Source organism: Streptomyces nymphaeiformis, assembly GCF_014203895.1.
Taxonomy (GTDB): Bacteria; Actinomycetota; Actinomycetes; order Streptomycetales; family Streptomycetaceae; genus Streptomyces; species Streptomyces nymphaeiformis.
Map to the genome: position 1 here is coordinate 139,476 of NZ_JACHJY010000012.1, position 24,612 is coordinate 164,087.

General features: G+C 72.6%; 25 protein-coding genes. 14 read left to right on the forward strand and 11 right to left on the reverse strand.

Annotation, left to right across the window (positions count from 1 at the left end):
- Positions 1 to 2: 2 nt before the first annotated feature.
- Complete coding sequence (locus GGE06_RS35390; protein WP_116159588.1) at positions 3 to 965, reverse strand: DUF8832 domain-containing protein; 963 nt, start codon at positions 963 to 965, stop codon at positions 3 to 5.
- Positions 966 to 1,149: 184 nt separating this feature from the next.
- On the opposite strand from GGE06_RS35390, the gene GGE06_RS35395 reads away from it, so the two are divergent.
- The 3 genes from GGE06_RS35395 (at position 1,150) to GGE06_RS35405 (ending at position 4,250) form a co-directional block, all read left to right on the forward strand.
- On the forward strand, positions 1,150 to 1,431 hold the full coding sequence (locus tag GGE06_RS35395) for a heavy-metal-associated domain-containing protein (protein WP_116159589.1): 282 nt from the start codon (positions 1,150 to 1,152) through the stop codon (positions 1,429 to 1,431).
- 198 nt (positions 1,432 to 1,629) lie between these two features.
- On the forward strand, positions 1,630 to 3,891 hold the full coding sequence (locus GGE06_RS35400; RefSeq protein WP_184932712.1) for a heavy metal translocating P-type ATPase: 2,262 nt from the start codon (positions 1,630 to 1,632) through the stop codon (positions 3,889 to 3,891).
- A 77-nt stretch (positions 3,892 to 3,968) separates the two neighbouring features.
- Positions 3,969 to 4,250, forward strand: a complete 282-nt coding sequence (locus GGE06_RS35405; RefSeq protein ID WP_015035316.1) for a metal-sensitive transcriptional regulator — start codon at positions 3,969 to 3,971, stop codon at positions 4,248 to 4,250.
- A 77-nt stretch (positions 4,251 to 4,327) separates the two neighbouring features.
- Here GGE06_RS35405 and GGE06_RS35410 read toward each other — a convergent pair whose 3' ends face one another.
- The gene (locus tag GGE06_RS35410; RefSeq protein WP_158718993.1) at positions 4,328 to 4,483 is read right to left on the reverse strand and encodes a hypothetical protein; all 156 of its coding nucleotides are present in this window, start codon (positions 4,481 to 4,483) and stop codon (positions 4,328 to 4,330) included.
- An 89-nt stretch (positions 4,484 to 4,572) separates the two neighbouring features.
- Here GGE06_RS35410 and GGE06_RS35415 point away from each other — a divergent pair, with 89 nt between their 5' ends.
- The 7 genes from GGE06_RS35415 to GGE06_RS35445 all read left to right on the forward strand — a co-directional run bounded on the left by GGE06_RS35415 (position 4,573) and on the right by GGE06_RS35445 (position 10,489).
- Positions 4,573 to 5,013 (forward strand): BlaI/MecI/CopY family transcriptional regulator, encoded by a 441-nt coding sequence (locus GGE06_RS35415; protein ID WP_312883414.1) that lies wholly within the window; start codon positions 4,573 to 4,575, stop codon positions 5,011 to 5,013.
- Positions 5,010 to 5,921, forward strand: coding sequence for a M56 family metallopeptidase (locus GGE06_RS43885; protein WP_116159592.1), 912 nt, complete (start codon positions 5,010 to 5,012; stop codon positions 5,919 to 5,921). Before GGE06_RS35415 ends, GGE06_RS43885 begins: the two co-directional genes overlap by 4 nt.
- A gap of 123 nt (positions 5,922 to 6,044) precedes the next feature.
- The gene (locus GGE06_RS35425; RefSeq protein ID WP_116159593.1) at positions 6,045 to 6,527 is read left to right on the forward strand and encodes a GNAT family N-acetyltransferase; all 483 of its coding nucleotides are present in this window, start codon (positions 6,045 to 6,047) and stop codon (positions 6,525 to 6,527) included.
- 192 nt (positions 6,528 to 6,719) lie between these two features.
- On the forward strand, positions 6,720 to 7,613 hold the full coding sequence (locus GGE06_RS35430; RefSeq protein WP_181924557.1) for an SAM-dependent methyltransferase: 894 nt from the start codon (positions 6,720 to 6,722) through the stop codon (positions 7,611 to 7,613).
- An 82-nt stretch (positions 7,614 to 7,695) separates the two neighbouring features.
- Positions 7,696 to 8,136 carry a Fur family transcriptional regulator gene (locus GGE06_RS35435; protein WP_221518885.1) on the forward strand — a complete coding sequence of 147 codons (441 nt, stop codon included), beginning with the start codon at positions 7,696 to 7,698 and terminating at the stop codon, positions 8,134 to 8,136.
- Between the two features lie 131 nt (positions 8,137 to 8,267).
- Positions 8,268 to 9,296: a helix-turn-helix domain-containing protein gene (locus tag GGE06_RS43890; RefSeq protein ID WP_116159596.1), complete on the forward strand. Its 1,029-nt coding sequence runs from the start codon at positions 8,268 to 8,270 to the stop codon at positions 9,294 to 9,296.
- A 140-nt stretch (positions 9,297 to 9,436) separates the two neighbouring features.
- On the forward strand, positions 9,437 to 10,489 hold the full coding sequence (locus GGE06_RS35445) for a helix-turn-helix transcriptional regulator (RefSeq protein WP_116159597.1): 1,053 nt from the start codon (positions 9,437 to 9,439) through the stop codon (positions 10,487 to 10,489).
- A gap of 119 nt (positions 10,490 to 10,608) precedes the next feature.
- Here the strand turns inward: GGE06_RS35445 and GGE06_RS35450 are convergent, their stop codons facing one another.
- From GGE06_RS35450 to asnB, 6 genes are all read right to left on the reverse strand, one after another.
- The gene (locus tag GGE06_RS35450) at positions 10,609 to 10,815 is read right to left on the reverse strand and encodes a hypothetical protein (protein ID WP_116159598.1); all 207 of its coding nucleotides are present in this window, start codon (positions 10,813 to 10,815) and stop codon (positions 10,609 to 10,611) included.
- Positions 10,816 to 11,032: 217 nt separating this feature from the next.
- Complete coding sequence (gene mshA / locus GGE06_RS35455) at positions 11,033 to 12,313, reverse strand: D-inositol-3-phosphate glycosyltransferase (RefSeq protein ID WP_246532942.1); 1,281 nt, start codon at positions 12,311 to 12,313, stop codon at positions 11,033 to 11,035.
- A gap of 151 nt (positions 12,314 to 12,464) precedes the next feature.
- Entirely contained in the window at positions 12,465 to 14,030 is a 1,566-nt protein-coding gene (locus GGE06_RS35460) for a class I tRNA ligase family protein (protein ID WP_116159599.1), read from the reverse strand.
- 31 nt (positions 14,031 to 14,061) lie between these two features.
- Positions 14,062 to 14,808 (reverse strand): SDR family oxidoreductase, encoded by a 747-nt coding sequence (locus GGE06_RS35465; RefSeq protein ID WP_116159600.1) that lies wholly within the window; start codon positions 14,806 to 14,808, stop codon positions 14,062 to 14,064.
- A 99-nt stretch (positions 14,809 to 14,907) separates the two neighbouring features.
- Entirely contained in the window at positions 14,908 to 15,687 is a 780-nt protein-coding gene (locus GGE06_RS35470; protein ID WP_221518886.1) for a 2-methylaconitate cis-trans isomerase PrpF family protein, read from the reverse strand.
- 451 nt (positions 15,688 to 16,138) lie between these two features.
- Positions 16,139 to 17,938 carry an asparagine synthase (glutamine-hydrolyzing) gene (gene asnB, locus GGE06_RS35475; protein WP_116159602.1) on the reverse strand — a complete coding sequence of 600 codons (1,800 nt, stop codon included), beginning with the start codon at positions 17,936 to 17,938 and terminating at the stop codon, positions 16,139 to 16,141.
- Between the two features lie 141 nt (positions 17,939 to 18,079).
- On the opposite strand from asnB, the gene GGE06_RS35480 reads away from it, so the two are divergent.
- The 3 genes from GGE06_RS35480 to GGE06_RS35490 all read left to right on the forward strand — a co-directional run bounded on the left by GGE06_RS35480 (position 18,080) and on the right by GGE06_RS35490 (position 20,382).
- Positions 18,080 to 18,805, forward strand: coding sequence for a PIG-L deacetylase family protein (locus GGE06_RS35480; protein ID WP_116159603.1), 726 nt, complete (start codon positions 18,080 to 18,082; stop codon positions 18,803 to 18,805).
- 94 nt (positions 18,806 to 18,899) lie between these two features.
- Positions 18,900 to 19,871, forward strand: a complete 972-nt coding sequence (locus GGE06_RS35485) for a hypothetical protein (RefSeq protein ID WP_116159604.1) — start codon at positions 18,900 to 18,902, stop codon at positions 19,869 to 19,871.
- Between the two features lie 142 nt (positions 19,872 to 20,013).
- A complete protein-coding gene (locus GGE06_RS35490) occupies positions 20,014 to 20,382 on the forward strand; it encodes a hypothetical protein (RefSeq protein ID WP_116159605.1) in 369 nt (122 codons plus the stop codon).
- Positions 20,383 to 20,482: 100 nt separating this feature from the next.
- On the opposite strand, the gene GGE06_RS35495 is transcribed toward GGE06_RS35490, so the two are convergent.
- Positions 20,483 to 22,018 carry a glycosyl hydrolase family 18 protein gene (locus GGE06_RS35495; protein WP_116159606.1) on the reverse strand — a complete coding sequence of 512 codons (1,536 nt, stop codon included), beginning with the start codon at positions 22,016 to 22,018 and terminating at the stop codon, positions 20,483 to 20,485.
- A 286-nt stretch (positions 22,019 to 22,304) separates the two neighbouring features.
- On the opposite strand from GGE06_RS35495, the gene GGE06_RS35500 reads away from it, so the two are divergent.
- Entirely contained in the window at positions 22,305 to 22,469 is a 165-nt protein-coding gene (locus GGE06_RS35500; RefSeq protein WP_181924558.1) for a hypothetical protein, read from the forward strand.
- Positions 22,470 to 22,524: 55 nt separating this feature from the next.
- On the opposite strand, the gene GGE06_RS35505 is transcribed toward GGE06_RS35500, so the two are convergent.
- Complete coding sequence (locus GGE06_RS35505; RefSeq protein WP_116159607.1) at positions 22,525 to 23,142, reverse strand: hypothetical protein; 618 nt, start codon at positions 23,140 to 23,142, stop codon at positions 22,525 to 22,527.
- Between the two features lie 125 nt (positions 23,143 to 23,267).
- Positions 23,268 to 24,578, reverse strand: a complete 1,311-nt coding sequence (locus GGE06_RS35510; RefSeq protein ID WP_184932714.1) for a TerD family protein — start codon at positions 24,576 to 24,578, stop codon at positions 23,268 to 23,270.
- Positions 24,579 to 24,612 lie beyond the last annotated feature (34 nt).

Below are 24,612 nucleotides of genomic sequence, written 5' to 3' on the forward strand. Positions count from 1 at the left end.
GACTAGCCGTGCGCGTGGCCTCCCGCATCGTGCGTCGCGGCGCCGGTCGGCTCGGCGGCGGCCTTTCCGGTCGCGCCCGCCTTCACCGTGAACGACGCCGTGCGGACCTTGCCCTCGTGCTGGAAGTCCAGGAAGAGGCGGTACGTGCCCGCGCTGGGCGCCTCCGCCGTGAAGGAGACGTCCGGGCCGGGGCCGCCCTCGTTCGGGTGGACGTGGAGGTAGGCGAGGTCGCCGTCGCGCAGCGCGACGAGGTGTCCGTACGCGCCGAGGTACGGCTCCAGGTCCGTCACCGGCTTTCCGCCCTTGGTGACGGTGAGCTTCAGCTCGCCCGGCTTGCCCGGGTCCAGGACCCCGCCGAGGCGGACCTGGTAGCCGTCGACCGTCGCGGTCGGGGCCACCGCGGGCAGCGGCTTCGGCGCGTACGCCCCCGGGACCGAGAGGTCGGCGCCCAGCGTGACGCCCTTGGCGCCCGGCGCCGCCGGCTTGAAGTCCGCGAAGGCCTTGTAGCCGCCCGCCGTCGGCAGGTCCGCGTCCACCGACCAGGTGCCGTCCGAGGCCTTCACCGGGTGCAGGTGGCGGAAGGTGTTGAGGTCGCGCGAGGCGACGATGAAGTGCAGTTCCTTGCCGTGCTCGGTGGTGAAGGCGGTGACCTTCTTGCCGGTCGCGTCCTTGATGGAGAACTTCAGGGTGCTGCGGCCCGCGGTGGGGGTGGGCGTCTCCAGGGCGAGGGTGTAGCCGTCCTGGGAGATCTGGAGGCCGCCCGGGAGGGCCGCGGCCGAGGAAGGAGCGCCCTCCTCGTGGCCTTCGTGGCCCGACGCCTTCTGCGGGTCCTGCGCCGCGTGTCCCGCGTGCTCCGCCTTCTTCGGCTCGTCGACGGGGCCGACCCCCTTGCCGACCCCGTACGCGGTCCCGAAGGTCGCGGCGAGCGCGGCGGCAAACGCAGTGATCTTCACTCCGGTGTTCATGACTGCTCTCCCGTACGTATGGGGCGGCGTGGGTAACCGTTCGATGCACCTCACCATACCCCTGGGGGGTATCAAGTCAAGTCCGGTCCACACTTGCGCCGGATACCACCGGGGGGTATACATGAACCCACAACCAGATACCCCCCGAGGGTATCGATGAGTGGAACCGACCGAGGAGGAAGCCATGGGCTCCTGCTGCACCCCCGACAACAGCTGCTCGACCACGGAGGCCACCGCCGTCGCGGTCGCCGACAGCACCGTCACGGTCTACGCCGTCTCCGGCATGACCTGCGGCCACTGCAAGAGCGCGATCACCAAGTCCGTCAGCGCCCTCGACGGCGTCATCTCCGTCGACGTCGACGTCGCCGGCGGCCTGGTGACCGTGACCACCGGCGGCGAGCCCGACGACGCCGCGATCACCGCGGCCGTCGACGACGCGGGCTACGAGCTGACCGGCCGGGCCTGATCCGCCGCCGGGCAGACCGACACCCCACCGGCGTCCCCCGTCCCGGTACCCGACGGTCCGCCCGGCAGGCGGACGACCGCCCGCACCACCCCGGCCGCCGGGGCCCGACCTCCCCCAAGCTCTCGGCTTCGCTCGAGCAGGGGGGACCCCCATGCCCGGGCCCCGGCCCCCGAACCCCGCTACACCGAGGAGCAGGAAATGACCACGACCACTCCGGGCACCGCCCAGGTCGAGCTCGCCATCGGCGGCATGACCTGCGCCTCGTGCGCGGCCCGCATCGAGAAGAAGCTCAACCGCATGGACGGGGTCGAGGCCACCGTCAACTACGCCACCGAGAAGGCGAAGGTCACCTTCGACGCCGACATCGACGTCGCCGACCTGATCGCCACCGTCGAGGCCACCGGTTACACCGCGCAGGAGCCCACTCCCCCGAAGGCCGAGGAGGCCGGCGGCGGCCCCACCGACGAGGAGAAGGCCGACGAGGAGCTGCGGCCCCTGCGGCAGCGGCTGATCACCGCCGTGACGCTCGCCGTGCCCGTCATCGCGATGGCGATGGTCCCGGCGCTGCAGATCGAGTACTGGCAGTGGCTGAGCCTCACGCTCGCCGCCCCGGTCGTCGTCTACGCCGCCTGGCCGTTCCACAAGGCCGCCTGGACCAACGCCAAGCACGGCGCGGCCACCATGGACACCCTGATCTCGGTCGGCACGATCGCCGCGTTCCTCTGGTCGCTGTGGGCGCTGTTCTTCGGCACCGCCGGTACGCCCGGCATGACGCACCCCTTCGAGTTCACGATCGCCCGCACCGACGGCGCCGGGAACATCTACCTGGAGGCCGCGGCCGGCGTCACCGCCTTCATCCTGGCCGGCCGGTACTTCGAGGCCCGCTCGAAGCGCAAGGCGGGCGCCGCGCTCAAGGCGCTGATGCAGCTCGGCGCGAAGGAAGTCACCGTCCTCAAGAACGGCCGAGAGGTCACCGTACCGACCGCCGAACTCCAGGTCGGGGACCGCTTCCTGGTCCGCCCGGGCGAGAAGATCGCCACCGACGGCACCGTCGTCGAGGGCTCGTCCGCCGTCGACGCCTCCATGCTGACCGGCGAGTCCGTGCCCGTCGAGGTCTCCGTCGGCGACTCCGTCACCGGCGCCACCCTGAACGCCGGCGGCCGCCTGGTCGTCGAGGCCACCCGCGTCGGCTCCGACACCCAGCTCGCCCGCATGGCGAAGCTCGTCGAGGACGCGCAGAACGGCAAGGCCGCCGCCCAGCGCCTCGCCGACAAGATCTCGGCCGTCTTCGTGCCGATCGTCATCGCCCTCGCGCTCGGCACCCTCGGCTTCTGGCTCGGCACCGGCCAGGGCCTGACCGCCGCCTTCACCGCCGCCGTCGCCGTCCTGATCATCGCCTGCCCGTGCGCCCTCGGCCTGGCCACCCCGACCGCCCTCATGGTCGGTACGGGCCGCGGCGCCCAGCTCGGCATCCTGATCAAGGGGCCCGAGGTCCTGGAGACCACCCGCAAGGTCGACACGATCGTCCTGGACAAGACCGGCACCGTCACCACCGGCCGCATGACCCTCATCAAGGTCCACACCGCCGAGGGCGTCGACGAGACCGACGTGCTGCGCCTGGCCGGCGCCCTGGAGCACTCCTCCGAGCACCCGATCGCCCAGGCCGTCGCCACCGACGCCGCCGCCAAGGTCGGCACCCTGCCCACCCCCGAGGACTTCGCCAACATCCCCGGACTCGGCGTCCAGGGCGTCGTCGAGGGCCACGCCGTCCTGGTAGGCCGCGAGAAGCTGCTCGACGAGTGGGCCATGGCCCTGCCCGCCGCGCTCAAGTCCGCGAAGGAAGAGGCCGAGAGGGCCGGCAAGACGGCCATCGCGGTCGCCTGGGACGGGGAGGCCCGCGCGGTCCTGGAGGTCGCCGACGCCGTCAAGGAGACCAGCGCCGAGGCCATCAAGCGGCTCCGCGCGCTGGGTCTGACCCCGATCCTGCTCACCGGTGACAACAAGGCGGTCGCCGAGGCCGTCGCCGCCGAGGTCGGCATCGACGAGGTCATCGCGGAGGTCATGCCGCAGGACAAGGTGGACGTCGTCAAGCGCCTTCAGGGCGAGGGCCGTTCGGTCGCCATGGTCGGCGACGGCGTGAACGACGCCGCCGCGCTCGCCCAGGCCGACCTGGGTCTGGCGATGGGCACCGGTACGGACGCCGCCATCGAGGCCGGCGACCTGACCCTCGTACGGGGAGACCTGCGGTCCGCGGCCGACGCGATCCGGCTCTCCCGCAAGACGCTCGGCACCATCCGCTCGAACCTCTTCTGGGCCTTCGCCTACAACGTGGCCGCCCTGCCGCTCGCCGCGGCCGGACTGCTCAACCCGATGATCGCGGGCGCGGCCATGGCCTTCTCCTCGGTCTTCGTGGTCGGCAACAGCCTCCGCCTGCGGGGCTTCCAGCCGATCGACCGCTGACACTCCCCGCCCCTCCCGCCCTGTGAATCCCGGATCTGAATCCCTGATCTGAATCCCTGATCTCCTAGGAGCCCGTCGTGGCCGGTTACGGACAGCACAAGGAAGACATCATCAGACGGCTGAGGCGCATCGAGGGCCAGGTCAGGGGGGTGCAGCGAATGGTGGACGAGGACGTCTACTGCATCGACGTCCTCACCCAGGTCTCCGCCATCAACGCGGCCCTCCAGTCCTGCGCGGTGGCCCTCCTGGACGAGCACCTGAGCTGCTGCGTCACGGAGGCCATCGCCCAGGGCGGGGACCAGGCGAAGGTGAAGGTGGGCGAGGCGTCGAAGGCCATCGCCCGGCTGATCCGGACGTGACGGACATCCGTCCGGACGCGCGGAGGACATCCGGACGGATATTCGGACGGATACTCGGACGGACGGTCAGAAGGACATCAACCGCCCTTGCGTGAAGGGCAGTCGGCGGACAGCGTGAGACTCAGTCGGAGACAGAGGCCGAGCAGCTGTCGGAGGAGCACCAGCTCCACCGAACCGGGAAGACCGGAGTCGCAGACCTTCGCGCAAGGGCGGTTCTTCATGAGGGTCGACATCCTGCAACTGTACCCCTGGGGGGTATACCTGGGCGGGGGGAACGGCCCGTACGATGAGCCGCCCGCAAGGGGAGGGTGAGGGGATGCACGTGCGCCGGCTGGGAGAGCTGGAGGCCGAGATCATGGACCGGCTGTGGGCGTGGCAGCGGCCCGCCACGGTCCGCGAGATCGTCGACGACATCAATCGGGGACGCCGGGTCGCCTACACGACGGTGATGACGGTGGCGGACATCCTGCACCGCAAGGGCTGGCTCCGCCGCGAGAAGTCCGGACGGGCCTGGCTGTACGAGCCGGTCCGCAGCCGCGAGGAGTACACGGCGGGCCTGATGCGGGACGCCCTCGGCGACAGCCAGGACCGCCCGGCCGCCCTCCTCCGCTTCGTCGAGGTCATCTCGGACGAGGACATGGCCGCCCTGGACGCGGCCCTGCGCGCGGCGCGGGGCGACCAGGACGAGCAGACGTTCGGCGCCGGGCGCGGCCGGGGGCCCCACGTCCCGGACCCCGACGCGCCGGCCGGAGGTCCCGCGTGAACCACCACCTCCTCATCCCGCTCGGGCTCGTGCTCGTCACGGGCGTCCTCGTGCCCTGGCTCCTCGCCCGGGCCCGCTGGCCCCAGCAGGTGCCGCGGCTCGCGCTCGGCGTCTGGGCCGCGTGCGGCGCCGGCTTCGCGGCCGGGGCCGCGCTGCTGCCCGCCCAGCTGGTCCTGACGGGCGCCGCGAGCCACCGCCTGAGCGACATGATGTTCACGTTCCGGCCGCCCACGCTCGACCAGCTCCTGCACCTCGACGGGCGCGAGCGGTTCGCGTTCTCCCTCTCGCTGCTCGTCCTCTCGGTGCCCACCGCCGCGTTCGTGCGCCGGCTCGCCCGGGCCCGGCGGATGCGGACGCGGCACGCGGGCGTGCTGCGGCTCGTCGGGCGGTACGACGCGACGCTGCGGGCCACCGTCCTCGACGACGAGCGGCCCGCCGTCTACTGCCTGCCGGGCCGCTCGCGCCGGGTCGTCGTCTCCTCGGGCGCGGTGGACACCCTGACCCCGGCCCAGCTCGGGGCGGCCCTCGCGCACGAGCGGGCGCACATCTCGGGGCGGCACCACCTCCTGGTCGCGGCGGCGGAGGCCTTCGCGGCCGTCTTCCCGCACCTCCCGCTCGCGCGGCACGGCGGGAGCGCCGTACCGCTGCTGCTCGAAATGACCGCGGACGACCGGGCGTTGCGCCGGTGCACGCGGGACGCCCTCGCGACGGCGCTGTACGCGCTGGCCTCGGGGCGGGCGCCGCGGTCGGCGTTCGGCGCGGGCGGGCCCTCGGCGGCGCTGCGGATGCGGCGCATCCTCACCCCGCACAGCGCCGGACACCCCGTGCTGTACGGGCTGTTGACGATCGCGGCGGGGGGACTCTCGATGGCGCCGCTGGTGATCGCCTGCTGCTCGTTCCCCCAGTAATCCGCGAACACCGCTATTTACTAAGCGAATTCGTAGATTTCGCATCGGTCACAGACCACGGAATACGCCGCTATTGTGGGTACGTTGGGGCTCGGACTCGGCACGTCGAAGGGTGCACAACCAATGCAGCTCGCCGGCGTTCGTACGGCAGCGGCCGGCGACGCGACCACGATATCCAGACTGCTTGCCGACATCATCCGGAGCAGCTACGCCGGAATACTGGACGAAATCCCGATGCGGCGGCTGATCTCCGCCCAATGCGCACTCCCCCGCATACGCGCGGAAATTGAAATTCCGGGGGGTGCCCCCGGATGGCTCGGCTGGCTGGTCGCCACGGACCGGGAGGGCGCGGTCGTCGGCGTGGCCGCGGGCGGCGTCCCGGTCCCGGGTGAGGGAGAGGTGTACGCCCTGGCGGTGGAGCCCGGCTCGCGTCGCGCCGGCGTCGGTACGGCCCTGCTCGCCGCCGCGACCGAGCGGATGCGCGGCTACGGCGCGCGGGAGCAGCGCGTGGAACTCCCGGCGGCCGCCGACCCGGCGCTCCCCTTCTACGCCCACCTCGGCTTCGCGGCCCTCGCCCCGACCCGCTGGAGCCGGCCCCTCGTGTGAAGGCTCGGTTCGCCTCCGGGGCGCTCACAGGCCCATGGGGGGCGTGGCAGATCCACGCCATCGCGTGTTCACGCAGCCCGATCCGGTGGATCGGGATTCGCTCCCCAGGTCAGGATGGGTTCAGCGGCGCGGGCCCGGCGGCACGGGTACCTCGCCCGGACGGCATGGACCGAGCGAGCCCCTGGAGGAGCGATGCACACACCGAGCGGCACTTCCCTGCCCGTCGTGCCCGCAGCGCTCGCTCCGGTCCTGCCGTCCCGATACGGCTTCGACCAGGACCCCGCGCCCTGCGCCGGCATCCGGGTCACCGCCGACACGCTCCCCGGGCTCGAATCGGTCTCCCCCACCGACGAGGGCTCGGTCTGGCTGCACGACGCCCTGCTCGGCCCGCACAGCGCGGACATCGTCCGCTACCTCAGCCTCGCCCGCTCCACCGGCGGACCCGTCCTCGACCTCGGCTCCGGCGCCGGGCGGCTCACCGTCCCGTTCGCCCGGCACGGCTTCGCCGTGGAAGCCGTGGACCGGGACGCCTCGGCCCTGGAGCGCCTCGAAGGCTGGGCCCGCCGGATCGGCCCGCAGGTGGCCGGGCTCGTCGTCACCCACCGCGCCGACCTGACCGAGCTGCGGCTCGAAGGCAGCTACCGGCTCGCGCTGCTCGCGGGCGCCATGGTGACCGCCGTCCCGCCGGACAGCCGGCCGGGGCTGCTGCGCGAGGTCGCCGCCCATCTGGAGTCGGGCGGGGCCCTCGCCCTCGACTACACCGCGCACCTGCTGCCGGGCCTGATCGCGGAGCCGCGGCGGACCTGGGCCTTCCAGGTGCCGCGGTTCGACGGGATCGACGAGTGGGTGGTGGCCCGGCAGGTCTTCGACCTGCCGTCGATGAGCGAGCGGATCACGTACTACGCGGCGCGGACCGGCAAGCTCTCCTCGGAGCGGGTGGTGCTGACCACCGACAAGTGGATCGTCGACCCCGAGCGCCTCGCGGCCGAGCTGCACTCGGCGGGGCTGCACATCGAGGGCCGCCGGCGGCACCGCATCGACGACAGGACCGAGTCCGTGCTCCTCGTGTGCAGGGCGGACGACTGACCGATACAGACCTGCCGACGTTGACGAGCAAGAGGTACGATGCCCACAAAAGTTTGAGCCGACCAGGTGGCGGGCGGAGAAGATGGCAGTCGTGGAAGAGCTGACGGGCCGCGAGGCGGTGATCCAGCGCCTGCGCGATGTCGGGCTGCGGGTCACGGGCCCGCGCCTGGAGGTGCTCACGGTGCTCGCCGCCGGCGGCCATCTGGACGTCGAGGCGATCACCACGACGGCCCGCGAGCGGCTCGGCACGCTGACCAGCCAGGCCGTGTACGAGATGCTGCGGCACTTCCAGGAGACGGGCCTGGTCAGCAAGTTCGACCGCCCCGGTCTGCCCGCGGTCTTCGAGATCTCCGGGCCGCCCCACCAGCACGCCCTGTGCACCGGGTGCGGCCGCGTGGAGAACGTGTCCGCGACCGCGCCCGAGCCGCCCCGCGGCGCGCTGCCGCAGTGGCGGGTGGACGACGCCGAGGTCGTCTTCAGGGGTCTGTGCCCCGACTGCCGGGCGAGCGACCCCGCCGCCTGAGCCGCAGTCACCGCCGTACGCACCCGGCAGTTGGGCCGTGGTCAACTCCGTGCGTGTCGTTCGATTTTGTGGCAGGGTCTAGCGGGGCGATTCAACAGGGTCCACCGGATCCGAGGGGAGTCTGCTGCGCCGTGTCCAGAAACGCCGCCGTGTCCCGGACGGGGAGCGATCAGGCTCTCGCCGTCTACCAGGCATTACGCGCCCGCCCCGAGGCCGGCTTCGACGAGGTCGCGGACCGGTTCGAGCTCTCCGCCGAGGAGCGGGAGCGATGTCGCTGCGAACTCGTCTCCTTAGGCCTCACCGCCTTCCCCGACCCCTCCGAGCCCGGCGCCCACGCCGTCGTCGACCCCGATGTCGCCCTGCTGCGGCTGCTGCGCCGGGAGCGCGACCGGCTCCAGGACCGCCTCGCCGCGACCAGCCGCGCGCACACCGCCCTCGAAGCCCTCGCCGGACCGTTCCTGCGGGCCGGGGCCGCGCCCCGCTCCGAGGTCGAGGTCGAGATCGTCACCGACCCGCAGCGGGTGCTGCGCGAGCTGTCGGACCTGACGGAATCCGTGCGGACCGCCGTCCACGTCATGCACACCGGCTCCGTACGGCGCGAGGACATGGCCGCCGAGCTGGAGCGGGACCGCTCCCGGGCCGCCCGCGGGGTGCGGGTCCGCGCCATGTACAGCCGCCGGGTCGGGACCGTGCCCGAGATGACCCAGCACCTGGAGGACCGGGCGGCGCTCGGCGTGGAGCTGCGCCTCTCCCCCGTCGTCCCGATGAACATGGTCCTCGCCGACGAGAACTTCGCCCTGCTGCCGACGGACCCGCACGACCCGGACTCGCCGACCATCCTGGCCCGCGGCCCCGGCCTTGTCCGCTCGTACCTCGCGCTGTACGAGTACTGCTGGCAGGCGGCCTCCCGGTACGGCGAGGAGCCCGGGGAGCGCGGCGGCGACGGCCTCTCCGACCAGCAGCGGGCGGCCCTGCACATGCTCGCGTCCGGCATCAAGGACGAGCAGATCGCGCGCAGCCTCGGCGTCTCGCTGCGGACGGTGAGCCGGCTGCTCTCCGAGGTCATGCAGGAGCTGGGGGCGGCGAGCCGCTTCGAGGCCGGCGTCAAGGCGGCCCGTCTCGGACTGCTCGACGGCGAGGGGCCGGAACCCGTGGCCTAGTACGAGGAGTTCGGATGTCATGGAGGACGCGCACGGCCAGTGGTGGCCGTGCCGGCCGGAGGAAGCGCAGGACGGACTCCCGCCGCGCCGTGTGACAGGCGAGGGCGGGGCGACTCGGAGAATGAGGGGGTCACTTCGCCATGGTCACCGCGGGCGACGGCATCGGGGACGGCACGACCGGCGTCCTGCTTGCCGTGTACCAGGAGCTGCGCCGCCGGGGCGTCTCGGACTTCGAGGAGGTCGGCAGGGAACTCGGGCTCGCGCCGGAGGAGTACGAGCGATGTCGTCGCGAACTGCTCTCCCTGGGCCTCATCGTGCCCACGGGGCAGGTGCACGCCACCATCGACGCCGTGCAGAACGGCAGCTGGCGGTCCGAGTCGGACACGGTGGCGGTGATCGATCCGGAGATCGCGCTGCTCCGGCTCCTGGAGCGGGAGCGGGAGCGGCTGCGGGAGCACCTGGCCGAGGCGGACGAGGCGTACAGCACGCTGGAGGTCCTGGCGGGCTCGTACCTGCGGGCGGAGGCGCTGGCCCGGGCGGAGGCGCACGTCGAGGCGCTGACCGACTACCGCAGGATCCAGCAGGCCATCGAGGACATCACCGATGTGATGCAGGAGAGTTCGGCCTCGCTGCACCCGGGGACGCCGGGCCGGCAGAACCCGGAGCTGATGCTCGACCGCGACCGGCGGCAGCTCGCGAACGGGGTGCGGGTGCGCGCCATCTACGGGCGGCAGGAGGCCACGGACCCGCAGATGGAGAAGTTCCTCGGGCAGCGGGCGGAGCTCGGGGTGGAGATCCGGCTCGCGCCGGTGGTGCCGATGAACCTGATCATCGCCGACCAGCAGTTCGCGCTGGTGCCGATCCGGCCGGAGGAGCCGGGCGAGGGCGCGATCCTGGCGCGGGGCAGCGCCCTGGTGCGGCCGTATCTGAGCCTGTACGAGCACTGCTGGCACACGGCGACCCCGTACGGGAACGAGACGGCGGCGGAGGCGGGCGGTGACGGGCTCTCCGAGCAGCAGCGGGCCGCGCTGCACATGCTGGCCTCGGGGATGAAGGACGAGCGGATCGCGCGGACGCTCGGGGTGTCGCTGCGGACGGTCAGCCGGATGATCTCGGAGCTGATGCAGGAGCTGGGGGCGACGAGCCGTTTCGAGGCGGGGGCGCGTGCGGTGCGGCTCGGCTGGCTGGACTGACGTTTTCCGCGAAGCGCCGGGGAAATGCGGAAGGCCCCACAATCGTGGCAGCGATTGCGGGGCCTCACGGTGGGGGACTGCCCGGGGGGATTGCCGGTCGAATATCCCTGGTAACGGATTCAGTTGGTGGGGCTGGGGGTCGGGTTGACCGGCGGGACCGGCCAGCCGTTGTCGTCGGCGACACCGGCGATGGTGTGGGGGGTGACCGGGGCGCTGTCGGGGGAGACGGCGACAGCGGCGCCGGCGGCGACGGCCGTACAGGCCACGATCGCGACGATGAGCTGGCGGGCGGCCTTGCGGATGCCGGTGTTCTGCGCAACGGACATGATTCCTCCAGGACTTGGAATGTGAATTCCGCCTTCCGGGGGCCCGTGCCGCCGGGCGTTCCCTGAAGACATCTCCATACTGTCCCGGTCCCCGAATCGAATCCAGTGATAGTTCGTGCGTGGACCCGCCATGGCGTGGATGCGTCAATGCGCCACCAGAACAACGGAATTGAGGCATCCGGAGCTCGCCATACCTTTGGTCGAACCAAAAGAGATGCTAGACTTGTGCTACGGCCTTCTCGTTCCTCCAGGAGAGAGGGGCCGCCGGGGCAGGGGCGTGCCGCCGCCCCTGCCCCATCCCCCGCTCCAGGGCACCCCGGTACACCTCGATGGTCCGCCCGGCCGACACCCGCCAGCTCATCCCGCGCGCATGGCGCACCGCCGCCGCCCCCATCGTCTCCACGGCCTCCGGGTGCTCCGCCAGCCACCGCAGCCGGCGCGCGTACTCCACCGGGTCGTGCCCCCGTACGAGCATCCCCGTCACCCCGTCCCACACCGCCGTCGGCAGCCCGCCCACCGCCGCCGCGAGCACCGGCGTCCCGCATGCCTGCGCCTCCACCGCCACCAGACCGAAGGACTCGCTGCGCGAGGGCACCACGAGGACGTCCGCCGCCCGGTACCAGTCCGCCAGCCTCTCCTGCGGTACGGGAGGGCAGGGCCGCAGCACGTCGGTGACCCCCAGCTCCTCCGCGAGGCGCCAGGCCGAGCCCCGCTCCGTGGCGCCCGAGTGCCCGCCCACCACCGGCACCAGGAGCCGGCGGCGCAGCTCCGGCGCCTCCCGCAGCAGCTCGGCCACCGCCCGCACCAGGACGTCAGGGCCCTTCAGGGGCTGGATGCGGCCCGCGTACAGCGGCACGAACGCCCCGGCCGGCAGCCCGAGCCTGGCCCGCGCCGCCGCCCGCCCGTCGCCCGGACGGAAGGTCCGCAGGTCCACCCCGGGCCGTACGACCTCGGTCCGCGCCCCCTCCGCCCCGTACAGCGAACGCAGCGCCTCCGCCTCGTCGGCCGTGTTGGCGATCAGCCGGTCCGCGCTGCCCACCACCTGGTGCTCGCCCCGGACGCGCAGCTCCGGCTCGGGGGTGTCGCCCTCGGCGAGCGAGGCGTTCTTCACCCGGGCCAGGGTGTGGGCGGTGTGCACGAGCGGTATCCGCCAGCCCACCTGGGCGATCCGGCCCGCCTGCCCGGAGAGCCAGTAGTGCGAGTGGACCAGGTCGTAGCGCCGCTCCTCCTTCAGCAGGGCCAGCGAGAACGGCACCACCAGGTCGGGCATGGCCTCCTTGGGCAGCGCCCGGCGCGGCCCGGCGTGCAGATGCCGGACCCGCACGCCCGGCGCGAGCTCGACGAGCGGGGGCGCGCCCTCGCCCCGGCAGCGGGTGAACAGGTCGACCTCCGCACCCTGTTCGGCGAGGGCGCGGGAGAGCTCGACCATGTAGACGTTCATGCCGCCGGCGTCCCCCGTCCCGGGCTGGTGGAGCGGGGAGGTGTGGACGCTGAGCATGGCGACGCGCAGGGACACGTGGGGCTCCTGTGTGAGGGAGGTGGGGGGCCACGTGCCCCTGCGCGTCGCTCGCGCGCACGGTCACGCGGCAGGGAACGAACATTCCTAGGAAAGTACTTAGTTGCTTAGTAGTACGGAGGCGTGGCGAGGTTCAGAACCCGAACACCGGCCCCGAGGGCGGCGCCAGCCTCGTCCCCGGCAGCGGACCCGTCAGGGCCTGCCAGTCGACCGGGCGCCCCGGCTCCACCCGGAGCGCCGACGCGAGCCGGTCGGCACCCTCCGGCATCACCGGACGCGACCAGGCCGCGAGCGCCGACGCCACCGCCAACTGGGCGGCGAGGGCCGGGAGATGACGGCAGGAGGTGCTGGGGCGGCACCGCTCGTGGGCGTTGACGTGGCCGAAGTCGGCCGTCGAGCGGACCATCTCGTCCAGGACCGCGACCGCGCGGCGCGGGTCGAACGCGTCGGGGCCGTACGCCTCGCGCAGGTCGTCCACCCCCCGGTGCAGCCGCCGCTCCAGGATCTCCCAGCCGGTGCCGCCGGGCAGCGCCTGCGGGGCGAGGCCGCCGCACTCCTCCCGTACGGCCGAGAAGAGCCGGGACAGCCAGCTGTTCCAGTTCTCGTCCAGCTCGCGCCGGGCGGCGGCGAGCCGCTCCCGCCGGAAGACCGTGCGGCGCCCGAGCGGACGGGCCTGGAGGACGTGCCGGCGCAGGGTGTCGGAGCCGTACTCGGTGAGCAGGTCCAGCGCCCAGACGTTGCCCTCCTGGACGCCCTCCTCGATCACGTACGACTCGTTGACGTTGAAGTCCTGCGGCAGCTTGACGTCCTGCGCGAGGAGCAGCACCGGCAGCAGCACGGCGTGGCAGAAGGCGTGCCCGAAGCCGCAGAAGTGGATCGCGCGGCGCGGCAGCGGGCCCGTCACGTCGTAGCCGAAGAGGTGCATCGCGGCGGCCTCGAAGCAGCCGTCGATGCGGTGCTCGGGGAAGCCCTCGACGGGCACCGGCAGACCCCACTCGCCGGGCTGGCCGACCGCGATGTCCGGCAGCCCGTCCTCGACCAGCGACTCGCACAGGGCCGCGAGCCGCGGCGGCAGGCCCGCCGTCGCCCAGTAGTCGGCGAGCGTGTCGCGGAACGGCTCCAGGGGCACGTACAGCCTGCGGCAGCGGCGGGCGACCGCCGGGGTGTCGCAGAGCGCGCAGCGCGCCGAGAGCAGGTCGCCGCCGTCGTTCGGCCGGGCGCACTCGTGGCACATCCCGCCGTCGCTGGCCGCGCCGCAGTGCGGGCACGTCCCGGTCGCGTGCGCGCCGTGCAGCCAGCGGTCGCAGGGCTCGCAGTACGGGAGCAGCCGGGTCCGGGGGGCGATGACGCCCTGCGCGTACAGCTTCGCGAAGAGGTCCTGCACCCAGCGCCCGTACCCCTTGTCCCGGCGCGGGCGCACGATGTGGTCGAACTCCACGCCCGAACGCAGCCAGTCGGCGGTGATCGCGGCACGGTAGCCCTCCGCGACCTCCTCCGGCTTGCGGTGGTGGCGCAGCGCCCGGACCTCGACGGAGCTGGCGTGGTCGGCGGTGCCGGTGGTGAACCGGACGGCCTCGCCCTCCGCGCGCAGGTAGCGGGTGAGGACGTCGGCGGCGACGTACGGCCCGGCGAGGTGGCCGATGTGGAGTTCGCCGTGGGTGGCTGGCGGAGTCGCGGTGATCCAGACAGGGGTGCTCATGGGACCTCCTTGACGGGGCGTTTCCCGGTGATCAGCGGGGCTCGAAGTGGAAGGAGCGGATGAAGCAGTCGCGGGGCTGCTCGACGGCGTAGACGATGCATTCGAAAAGCGCCTGCGTGGTGAGTTTCTCGTCGGGCGCTATTCCGTCCGGATTCGATCCGTCCCATTCCGCGAAGCGCGGGTCCGAGGTCGAGAAATCGGGCGGGAAGAGGGAGAAGACGCGGACCCCGGAGGGGCGCAGCCGGCGCGACAGGATGTCGGCGAAGCCCGCCTGGGCGCTCTTCGCCGCCCAGAAGGCCTCGTGGGCCACGCCGGCGGTCGCGGCGGAGGCGCCCTCGGCGTCGCGGACGGCGACCATGTTCACGATGTCGGGCCGCAGCGAGCCCCGGAGCAGCGGCAGGAAGTGCTTCACCATGAGGACGGTGCCGCCGGCCGTCGACTCGATCGTCTCCACGATCTCGGCGTCGCTGGCCGCCTCCAGGTCCATGCCGTCGAGCCAGCGCGCGCCGTTGTTGACCAACAGGTCGACCCGGTCGGTCCGTTCGCCGACCCGGGCCGCGAACTCCCGGATCTCGGCGGGCCGGCTCAGGTCGCAGCCGAAGGCGTGGATGCGGTCACGGGCCGAGCCCATGACCTCGGTACGGGTCCGCTCGGCGGCCTCGACGGTCCGCGCCGACACGTAGACCTCGGCGCCGAGGTGCGCGAATCCGACGGCGAGCGCGCGACCGAAATAGCGGGACGCCCCGGTCACGACGACACGCAGATTCTCGAATTTCATGTGTGTCCGCTCTCCCCATCTCGCCACGGATACCGATGGCCGGTCCATTTCAGCGTGGCAGAGGAATCAGGCTGCGGCCCTGGTGAGAGGGGTGCGCATTCACGCCGTTGCGTGGATACGCCACGGCAGTCGCAGGGTTTCGAGCACCTCGGCGCGCTTGTGGTGGACGCGGACGCGGTCCGGCGCCGTGGAGACGGTGACGGTCCCGGTGGGGGTGCGGACGGGCCCTCGTACGGCGGGCACGACGGTCCCGTCGATCGCCCCCGCGGCGGCGAGGGCGGCCGCACCGGTGAGCGCGAGGCGGGGGTGCCAGCCGCCGACGGTGAGGGCGCGGACGGCCAGCCCGTCGGGGCCGTCGCGGAAGGCGGCGATCTTGGGCAGCGCGGAGTCCGGCGGGTGGCCGAGGAGTTGGGCGGCCTCGGCCCGGAGCGCGAGAAGCCGATCCTGAAGGCCCGGCCCCGGCAGGTCCCTCTCGTCGACGAAGACGTACGGGTTCCCGTACCGCACGAACGAGACGGGCACGCCGTCGAGGACGTCGACGGGGCGGCCGGTGGGGAGGGTGCCGGGGCCGGTGGGCGGCCTGAGGAAGCTGAGCGTGTACGTGCCGCCGTACGGCTCGCAGAGCACGGTGTCGCCGGTGGTCACGGCCCGCACGGTGACGGGCCCTTGCCGCCCGTCGGCGACGACACAGGCGAGCAGGGAGTGCCCGCACCCCGCCCGGAAGTCGAACCGGCCGTCGGGGAGGGCCTGGACGAAGCGGTAGCGGAGGGAGGCGGGGTCGTAGAGGGCGATCTTGGCGATGCGGGCGTGGGGGGTCCCGTCGAGGGCCTGGAGCAGGCGCATCAGCTCGGCGCCCACGGCCAGCGCGCCAGGCGGCATTTGGTCGACCCGCACGACGAGCGTGGGCCCGGGGGCGTCGAGGGCACGGACGACGGTGACCGCCGTCGCGGGCGGTTCCGCCGTCGCGGGCCGCGCCCCGCCCGTCGTGGGCCCGCGCCCCGCCCCGTGTGGGCAATCGTCCCGCAGGGCGAGGGGGTCCCCCCTGCCCGAGCGAAGCCGAGAGCTCGGGGGAGGGTGGGCACACGGGACGGCGCCCCCAGCGGCGCCTCCGCGTTCCGCGCCTGGACCCGCACCATCTGCGGCGGCGCACAACGTGGTGCGGGTCAGGGCGCGGGAGCCTCTGGCGCCGGCAAGGGCGCCGTCCGTTGTGCCCACCCGTTCCGCCCCAGCGGAACGATTGCCCACAACGGCGGGGCGCGGGCCCACACGGGCGGAGGCGGAGGCACCGCCAGGTGCAGGCGCGGGTTCGGGACGACGAGGTCCCGAAGGGTCAGGCCGCACAGCCCACCGGGATCCGCATCCCCTGGACGACCTCCGTCCACAGCTCGTGGACGGCGAGGGACCAGAGCGTCAGGGCCGCCTGCGGCGTGGGGTGTTCCAGGTGCCGGGCGAGGAGTTTCGCCGCGCGGTCCGCGCGGATCTTCCCTCCGAGGACCAGCCGCGCCGGGGAGAGCATCTCCCGGACCAGGTCGAGCAGAGGGCCGCCGGGGGCCAGCATCGCCGCGACCGGGAGCGTGAAGGGCTGCTTCGGGCGCCGGAGGACCGCCGCCGGCAGCAGCTCCGCGCCCGCCTCGTACAGCGCCCGCTTCCCCGTCCGCGCCGCCGTGGGCAGGGAGCGGGCGTGCGTGACGACCGACGGCTGACAGAACGGCAGCCGTGCCTCCACCGCCCACGCCATGGAGAGGTGGTCCAGGCGCCGCAGGTGGTACGCCGGGAGCCGCCACCGCGTCTCGAACGCGGTCATCGCGGTGAGCCGGTCCGCGCCGACGACCTCCGCCGAGCGCAGCTCCTGCTCGATGCGGTCGGCGGCGGACCCCTGGTCGGCGATGTAGGCGCGGTAGTGGGAGGTGTAGAGGTGCTCCCGCAGGAGCCTCGGCGCCGCCGAGAGGGCGTCCGTGTAGGCGGCCGCCCAGTCCGGTCCCGCCGTCAGCGCCGCCCGCATCCGGTCGTACCCGCCGAAGAGTTCGTCGGCGCCGTCCCCGGCGAGGGCGACGGTGAAGCCGTTCTCGCGGACGGCGCGGAAGAGGGCGTAGGTGGAGAGGGTGATGGGGTCGGCGTTGGGCTGGCCGAGGTGGCGCACGGTCCGGGTGAGGAGGGAGCCGAGTTCGTCGGGGTCGACGGCGACCTCGTGGTGGACGGTCCGGGCCCGGCGGGCGACGGAACGGGCGTACGCGGCCTCGGAGTCGGGCCAGCGGCCCCGGTAGGTGAGGTGGAAGGTGTGCAGCGGCGGCGCGTCGGTCTCGCGGGCGTGTTCGGCGGCGAGGGCGGTGACGAGCCCGGAGTCGAGCCCGCCGCTGGTGACCGCGCAGACCGGCACCTCGGCCTGGGCGAGCCGGCGCACCTCGTGGCGCAGGACGTCCTGGGTGTCACCGAGGGGGGTCGCGCGGTACGGGCCCCTCCTGCGCACCACGGGCGCGCACCCGGGGCGTACGAGCGCGGTCGCGCCCGGCGGCAGGACGTCGACGCCGTCGAGCGCGGTGTGGGTGGAGAAGGAGGTGCGGGTGGCGAGGACGGTGTCGAGGGCGTCCTCGCGCGGGGAGATCCGTACCCCTTCGAAGGCGAGGAGGGCGGGGATCTCGGAGGCGAAGCGGGTGGAGCCGTCGTACGGGTCGTGGTGCAGGTGGAGCGGCTTCATGCCCATGTCGTCGACGGCGAGGACGAGTTGGGCGGATCCGGGCCGCAGGTCGAGGACGGCGACGGCGAACATGCCGTCGAGGTGCTCGGCGAAGGCGGGCCCGTACTCGGCGTAGAGCGCGGGGAGCACGGTGCCGTCGCAGCGGTCGGGGAAGCGGTGGCCGCGGGCGGCGAGGGTGCGGCGGAGCTCGGCGTGGTTGTAGATCTCGCCGTTGAGGACGGCGAGGACGCCGGGCAGGTGGGGCAGCCGGTAGGGCTGCTGTCCGCCGCAGGGGTCGGTCACGGCGAGCCGGTCGCAGCCGAGCGACCAGCCGGGCCCGCTGAGCACCTGGTGCTCGTCGGGGCCGCCGTGGCGCTGGCGGGCGGAGACCGCCGCGAGCTGGGCCGGCTCGGGGCGGTCCGCCCCGGCGGCGAAGGAGCCGAGGATCCTGCACATACCGGTCACCCTCCAAGCACATCACCCGGATTACCCAATGATTTGAATCTACCAAGTTTTTGAATGGCGCGTAAGTGCCATGTCCTGTTCACGCCACGAGTTGGCCTTGCGACGCCCCCGCCACCCCAACAGGCTGGCCCCATGGAGGACTTCAACCGGACGGCTCCCGAGTCCCTGCTGGTCGTCGCCGCGCACCCGGACGACATCGAGTTCTGCGTCAGCGGCACCGTCATGCAGTGGATCGAGCGCGGCACCCGCGTCACGTACTGCATCGTCACCGACGGCGGCGCGGGCGGTTACGACGAAGCGCTCCCCCGCCAGGCCATGGCGGACCTGCGCCGCGCCGAACAGGTCCACTCGGCCAAGCTCAGCGGCGTCGCCGACGTGCGCTTCCTCGGCTACCCCGACAGCTTCGTGGAGGCGTCCGTGGAGCTGCGCCGCGACCTGTGCCGGGTCATCCGCGAAGTACGGCCGCAGCGCGCGATCATCCCCTCCCCCGAGATCAACTGGGCGCGGGTCGCCGACCTCCACCCCGACCACCGCGCGGTCGGGGACGCCTGCCTGCGCGCGGTGTACCCCGAGGCCCGCAACCCCTTCGCCCACGCGGAACTCCTCAAGGAGGAGGGCCTGGAGCCGTGGACCGTCCACGAGCTGTGGCTGATGACCGGCCCGACCCCGAACCAGTACGTCGACGTCACCTCCGTCTTCGACCGCAAGGTCGAGGCCCTGCGCATCCACACCTCCCAGACGGCCCACTTCGACGACCTGGCGGGCCTCCTGCGCACCTGGCTCGGCGAACACGCCACGGCCGGCGGCCTGCCGCCGGGGCGGATGGCGGAGGCGTTCCAGATCGTGCACATCGACTGAGCGTCCCCCTTGTGACCGTACGGGGTGGGTGGGAGCGTGAGCGTCACACGTGGGCGAGCGGTCAATCCGCTTGCACGAAGGGGGAGTTCACGTCATGGACGCAACGGAGCTGTACCAGTTCCTGATGACCGACGTGCTCGAACAGCCGAAGGCCGAGCAGGAGCCGTACCACTCGCTTGCGGACAGTCTCGGCGGATACGCCGGAGCGCTCTCGAACGCCGCTGCGAACGCGAACCAGCACATGACCCGGCTCCTGTCCTCGGGCAGCGGCGAGGCGATGGACGCGCTCGGGGAGCACTGGAACACGGTCCGGACCCAGAAGGTCCAGTCCGTCGCCGACGCGGGGACGAGGACCACCGACGTGGCGCGGGAGATCGCCGACAGCATCGCCGCCACGAAGAGCCAGATCGTCGGGATCGCGTCCCAGTGCGTCCAGGACGTACTGGCCGCGCAGGCGGCCGCAGTCCTCACCTTCGGGGCGGCCGAAGCCGCCGCCCTGCCGGCCGTCCAGGCAGCCAAGACCGTGTCGGCCCAGGTCGTCGCGAAATGCAACCAGCACATCGCGAGCCGACTGAGCCTGCTGCAGCAGGACCCGGCCGTGGCCGGCCTCCCGGACGTCGCCGCCTCGCTCTCCGGGACCGCCTCGGGCGGGATCGCCCCGGCCCTGGCCGCGGGAGCCGCCGTGGCGGGCGCCGGAGGCGGCGACGCCTGGGGCAGGCCCCTTCCCTCCGGCGGCGGATCGGGCGCGGGCAAGGGCATCGAGGTCGACCACGCCGAGCACGTACGGGCCGCCGGCGCCCTCCGGGAGGTCGCCACCGAGGCGTACGGAATCCCCGCCGGCACCGTGACGCCCGCCGCCGCCCAGAACGGCGTCGGCGCCGGCTCGGGCGACCTCGGCGCGGCGATCTCCGCGACGCTCGGCACCGTCCTGGACAACCTCGGCAAGGCGACGACCGCGTTCGGCGACTACCTGAACGGCACGCTTCCGGATGCGGTGCTCCGGATCTCCGGAGACCAGCAGACGACCGACGACGGCAACCGGAACAGGTTCGGCTCGATGGGCTAGCCGGGGAGGGCCCGGGTCCGGACCGACCACCGGCGTGGCCTGATCCCATCGGACTCGAAACAGGCTGTTACGCCTCGCCTACAGGCCGTAGAAACAGGGCTGCCATATGCCATTGGCCGTTTCGGATCCAAGGAGCCCCACCATGAGCCGCTTCCGCACCACCACCATGGCCCTCGCCGGCGCCGCCGCGATGTTCGCCCTCAGCGCCGCGCCCGCCCAGGCGGCCCCCGGTGACGTGACGACCACGTGCGCGAGCACCGCCACCCCGGCCGGCTACGTCGACGTCAGCTGGGGCTACAGCGCCAGCTGCGGCACCCAGAACTTCGACCCGAACATCAAGCAGATCAAGCAGCTCACCGGCCTGCCCATAGGCACCGTCGTCCAGGCCTGCGGGTCCACGTACTACCCCGTCGGCTGGACCGCGACCGCCTCCTACTACAGCAGCTCCTGCGTCGCCTGGCCGAACTCCGGCTTCAACAACAACGCCTGGACCCTCAAGCGCGTCTCCTGATCGCAGCGTACCGGGGCCCGCCTCACGCGGCGGGCCCCGGTACGGGTACGAGTACGGGCTGCTTCAGCGCCCGGCTTCAGCAGGTGGTTCAGCAGCCGGGTCAGCAGGCGCCGAGGTCCTGCCACACCCCCCACTCGCCCGTCGTGCCGGGCTCCTCGCCCAGGGTCCACCACTTGGCCTTCCAGGTGTGGCCCTTGTGCGAGACCTGCTGGCCGCCGGTGTACACCTGCGAGGAGGCCCACGGGGCCGCCGTGCACTGGGTGGCGCCGCCGGTGACGGTCAGGGAGAGGACCGCCGCGTGACCGGCCGAGGGGCTCGCCGCGTTGACGACGATCTGGTACGTGCCGGAGACCGTGGCCGCCGTGGTGTTCACGGTGAGGGTCGCGGAGCCGCCGGCCGTCACCGAGGCGGGGCTGACCGTGGCGGTGACGCCGGCGGGCAGGCCGCTGACCGTGAGGTTCACCGTCTGCGCCGTACCCGAGGTGACCGCGGTGTTCACGGTCGCGGAGGTGGAGCCGCCCGCGGTGACGGTGGCGGCGGCCGGGGAGGTCGTCACCGAGAAGTCGTCGGCCGGGGCGGTCGTCCCGCTGGTGAAGGGGGCGAAGATGTGCGAGAAGTCCCAGGTGTTCTGGGCGATGCCCGAGCAGCCGTCGGCCGCGGCGCCGCCGGCGCAGCTGCCGTTGTCGCGCTGGAGCGCCCAGAACGAGAGGGTGTTGATGCCCTTGGAGACGGCCCAGTCGTAGACCGTGCGGGCGTTGGCGAGGGTGAACGTCTCGGCCGGGCCGAAGTCGTCGACGCCGATCATCTCGATGATGCCGACCATGCCCCAGAGCTGCGCGGCCGTCTTCGTCGGGTAGAGCTTGGCGAGCTGGTCGTAGAGGCCCTGGGCGGCCGTCTTGGTGTCCGCGGCCATGTCGTGCGCGGCGTTGTCGTAGTAGTCGAAGGTCATCATGTTGACGACGTCGACCTTGGCGCCGTTGGTCACGGCGTTCTTGAGCACCGCGAGGCCGCTGGCGGCGAGGCCGTGGGTGGTCGTCGGCAGGGTGTACGAGATCTGGATCTGGCGGCCGTTGGCGGCGGCCCAGTCCTGGACGAGCTTGATGGCCTTGTTGCGGCGGTCGATGCCCGCGGTGTTGTCGAGGGAGTCGACCTCGATGTCCATGTCGAGCCGGGTGACGTCGTAGGTCGTGATGACCTTCTCGTACACGGCGGCGATCTGGTTGACGTCGGTGCAGCTGTCGGCGATCTCGGTGCCGGTGGTGTCGGCCGTGTAGCCGCCGAAGGAGGGGATGACGTCCCCGCCGCGGGACCGCATGGTCGCGATGTCGGCGCCGAAGGAGGACTGGGCGATCGGCAGGCCGGTGTCGCCGTTCCAGTACGCGGTGCAGGAGCCCTTCGTCGCGGTCTGGAGGAACGCCATCGTCAGGTGCTTGGCCCCCGACTGGGCGCTGAGGGCGGCCGGGCTCTCCCCGGTCCAGGACTCGAAGTACGGGGCGAAGACCCGGGCGGGGAGCGGGGTCGCGGCCTCCGCGGCGGCCTGCGCGGGGGCAACGGCGACGGCGCCGAGCCCGAGGGCGGCCACGGCGGTCACGGCGGCGGTGAGGGCCGAGCGGAGCGAACGTACGCGTCGTCTCATGGCTATCGCTATCCAATGACTGTGGGGGGGGGTGCGGGGTGCGCCAACGCCGTTGTCGCGCACGACTGTTGGGATACGACGAAACCCCCGCGACCATGACCACGTCAATGGCCTGGACCAAACTTGGACTAGACCAATTTCACGGTTCGGTGTGTGGTGCATCCAGCGAGTACGGGCGGACGCTGGAGCGATGCGCGCGGCGGCCGGAATTGGTCCAGCGAGCCAACACCAGAGACCCCGCGCTCGGAAGCGGTTCCTCCGTGGACCGGCCGGGTAGCTGGCATACATGTCAAAAGGCTGGCGCTGGTTCCTCCTGGCCGCGTTCGTCGTCTGGACGGTCCTCGCGCTCCAGTGGACGGACTTCGGCTGCGACTACCCCGAGGCCTACCTCGCGGTCCTCCGCTTCGGCACGCCGGAAGGCCTGGAATTCCTCCCGGCGTGCGCGGGCTAGGGGATCGAGACGATCCGGCGGATGCGCCCGGCGACGCCCGGTCGCGGCGCCTCGCTCAGTCGTCGAACCACACGACGAGGCGCACGTTGTCGTCACCGTGCTGCGCCGCGAGTGCCTCCATGGCCTTCCAGACGGCCTGCCACTCGCCGGTCGCGGTGACGGCGTCCCTGCGATGGATGGTGACCGATCGGTAGAGCGTGTCCCCGACGAGCCACTCGCTCCCTTCGGGCCACTCCCGGCGTTCGCCCATTTCGAGACCGACGGCCTCGGCGAACTCGGAACTCCAGGAGGCCTTGCCGGTCATCCTGAGCCCGTCCGGAGTCCGGCGGAACTGGTGAAGTCGACCGTCGGGCTTCTCCGCGGGCTCGTCCCAGTCGACCGCCTTCACCTCGCCCCACGTGATCCACGTGGTGCTGTGAAAGCCGTCCCCGCCGTACCACTCGTCCAGCTGCGCGAACCGCGCGCTCACGGCGGCCGAGAGGTCGGCGGGCAGACCTCGCCCCGCGGCCACGGGGCGGAAGTTGGCGTAGTTGCGGACCCCGAAGAGGCAGCCGAACGCGTCATAGTCCCGGACGTCGATGAGGGAGGCGAGGTCCTGCGCGCCGTACCAGGCCGCCTCCCGCCCGTCCTGCGACGCCCGATATTCGAGAAAGCCGCTCACGTCTGTACCCATGCCGAAAATTCTGCCGAGCCCGTCAACCGGTTTGCCCTGAACCGCAGCCGCACCCCACCAGGGCGAGGTCCTCCCTTCCGGACCCCGCGGGTCACCCGATCGCCGGGTGACCCGAATGAGACGGGCTAGCTCCGGGACCGGCTCCAGAAACCCCCGCCGCCTCCCGCGCGGGGCTCCATGGACCAGGCCCCGTCCGCCTCGACGACGAGGAGACGCGGACCCCGGGGCAGATCGCCCTTCCCGCGACCCCGGTCACGCCGACTGAACCGGTACTCCCAGTGCCCGCCCTTCCGGTGGGCCGCGACGCCGAAGTACCCCTTCTTGTCCTCGTCGCCCTCGAACCGGAACCGGACACCGGTCTCGTCACCGGTGTACGCCAGGACGTCCGGCCCGTACCCCTCCACCGGCCCGTCGAACGCACGCAGCGTCGACACCGGGCGGAGCCTGATCATCCACCGGCCGCGCGTCTCGATCCTCAGCCGCAACGGCGACTGCCCGTCGTGGTGCAGCACGCCCACCCCGCGCAGATCGTCCATGCGGCTGCGCACGACCTGCCGCCACCGGCGCTTGCGGATGGTCAGCGTGACGATGTCCAGGTACCCGGCGCCCTTCTTCACCACGTCGACGGCGATGAAGCCACGGGGGAGGGTGAGACCGGTCTCGACGTCCTCCTTCCCCTCCCCCTGGTACTCGAAGTACGGGAATTCCGGCCCGAATTCGGCGGGGAGGGCGTTGAGCCGAGGGAGGGGCGCGGCTATCGGCGCGCCGGAGTACGGGACGGGGGCGTCGGCCTTGTCGACGACGACGAGCGCGGGTGCGGGCGCGGGCGCGGCGACGGGGGCCTCCGGTACGACCTCCGGTACCTGCTCGTCCTCGCCCTCCACCTCATCGTCCGCCTCATCCTCCGACGCCGAGAAGCCGAAGTCCGTCGCGAGGGCCGGCAGTCCCGAGTCGTACCCCTGCCCCACCGCCCGGAACTTCCACCCCCCGTTCCTGCGGTAGAACTCGCCCAGCAGGATCGCGGTCTCCGTCGTCGCGTCCTCGACCGCGTACAGCGCCAGCTGCGCCCCGGTGGTCGCGCTCACCGCCCGTACGTACAGGTCCTCGACCTCCCCGAACGTCCCGCCGTCGCAGGACGCCGCGACCACGACCCGCTCCACGGAGTCCTCGATCCGGCCGGGGTCGATCTCCAGCCAGTCCGCGACGACCCCTTCCTCGCCCTGGGCCTCCCCCAGGAGCCGTACGGCGCTCCCCGCATGCTCGGGCTGGTTGTAGAAGACCAGGTCGCCCCGGCCCCTGGCCCTGCCGTCCGCGTCGACGAGCAGCGCGGCCGCGTCGACCTTCGGCGCTTCCGCCCCACCGGACCGGCGAACGACGGCGACCCGCATCGGCTCGCCGCTGAGCGGAAGGTTTCCCCCCTTGATGATCTGCGTCATGCCCGCATCCTGGCAGCCGATGTGCCCGGCGCAC

Coding starts and splice junctions, on each gene's coding strand:
- GGE06_RS35390 (WP_116159588.1), bottom strand. CDS start 965: ATGAACACCGGAGTGAAGATCACTGCGTTTGCCGCCGCGCTCGCCGCG.
- GGE06_RS35395 (WP_116159589.1), top strand. CDS start 1,150: ATGGGCTCCTGCTGCACCCCCGACAACAGCTGCTCGACCACGGAGGCC.
- GGE06_RS35400 (WP_184932712.1), top strand. CDS start 1,630: ATGACCACGACCACTCCGGGCACCGCCCAGGTCGAGCTCGCCATCGGC.
- GGE06_RS35410 (WP_158718993.1), bottom strand. CDS start 4,483: ATGTCGACCCTCATGAAGAACCGCCCTTGCGCGAAGGTCTGCGACTCC.
- GGE06_RS35425 (WP_116159593.1), top strand. CDS start 6,045: ATGCAGCTCGCCGGCGTTCGTACGGCAGCGGCCGGCGACGCGACCACG.
- GGE06_RS35430 (WP_181924557.1), top strand. CDS start 6,720: ATGCACACACCGAGCGGCACTTCCCTGCCCGTCGTGCCCGCAGCGCTC.
- GGE06_RS35435 (WP_221518885.1), top strand. CDS start 7,696: ATGGCAGTCGTGGAAGAGCTGACGGGCCGCGAGGCGGTGATCCAGCGC.
- GGE06_RS35445 (WP_116159597.1), top strand. CDS start 9,437: ATGGTCACCGCGGGCGACGGCATCGGGGACGGCACGACCGGCGTCCTG.
- GGE06_RS35450 (WP_116159598.1), bottom strand. CDS start 10,815: ATGTCCGTTGCGCAGAACACCGGCATCCGCAAGGCCGCCCGCCAGCTC.
- mshA (WP_246532942.1), bottom strand. CDS start 12,313: ATGCTCAGCGTCCACACCTCCCCGCTCCACCAGCCCGGGACGGGGGAC.
- GGE06_RS35460 (WP_116159599.1), bottom strand. CDS start 14,030: ATGAGCACCCCTGTCTGGATCACCGCGACTCCGCCAGCCACCCACGGC.
- GGE06_RS35465 (WP_116159600.1), bottom strand. CDS start 14,808: ATGAAATTCGAGAATCTGCGTGTCGTCGTGACCGGGGCGTCCCGCTAT.
- GGE06_RS35470 (WP_221518886.1), bottom strand. CDS start 15,687: ATGCCGCCTGGCGCGCTGGCCGTGGGCGCCGAGCTGATGCGCCTGCTC.
- asnB (WP_116159602.1), bottom strand. CDS start 17,938: ATGTGCAGGATCCTCGGCTCCTTCGCCGCCGGGGCGGACCGCCCCGAG.
- GGE06_RS35480 (WP_116159603.1), top strand. CDS start 18,080: ATGGAGGACTTCAACCGGACGGCTCCCGAGTCCCTGCTGGTCGTCGCC.
- GGE06_RS35485 (WP_116159604.1), top strand. CDS start 18,900: ATGGACGCAACGGAGCTGTACCAGTTCCTGATGACCGACGTGCTCGAA.
- GGE06_RS35490 (WP_116159605.1), top strand. CDS start 20,014: ATGAGCCGCTTCCGCACCACCACCATGGCCCTCGCCGGCGCCGCCGCG.
- GGE06_RS35495 (WP_116159606.1), bottom strand. CDS start 22,018: ATGAGACGACGCGTACGTTCGCTCCGCTCGGCCCTCACCGCCGCCGTG.
- GGE06_RS35500 (WP_181924558.1), top strand. CDS start 22,305: ATGTCAAAAGGCTGGCGCTGGTTCCTCCTGGCCGCGTTCGTCGTCTGG.
- GGE06_RS35505 (WP_116159607.1), bottom strand. CDS start 23,142: ATGGGTACAGACGTGAGCGGCTTTCTCGAATATCGGGCGTCGCAGGAC.
- GGE06_RS35510 (WP_184932714.1), bottom strand. CDS start 24,578: ATGACGCAGATCATCAAGGGGGGAAACCTTCCGCTCAGCGGCGAGCCG.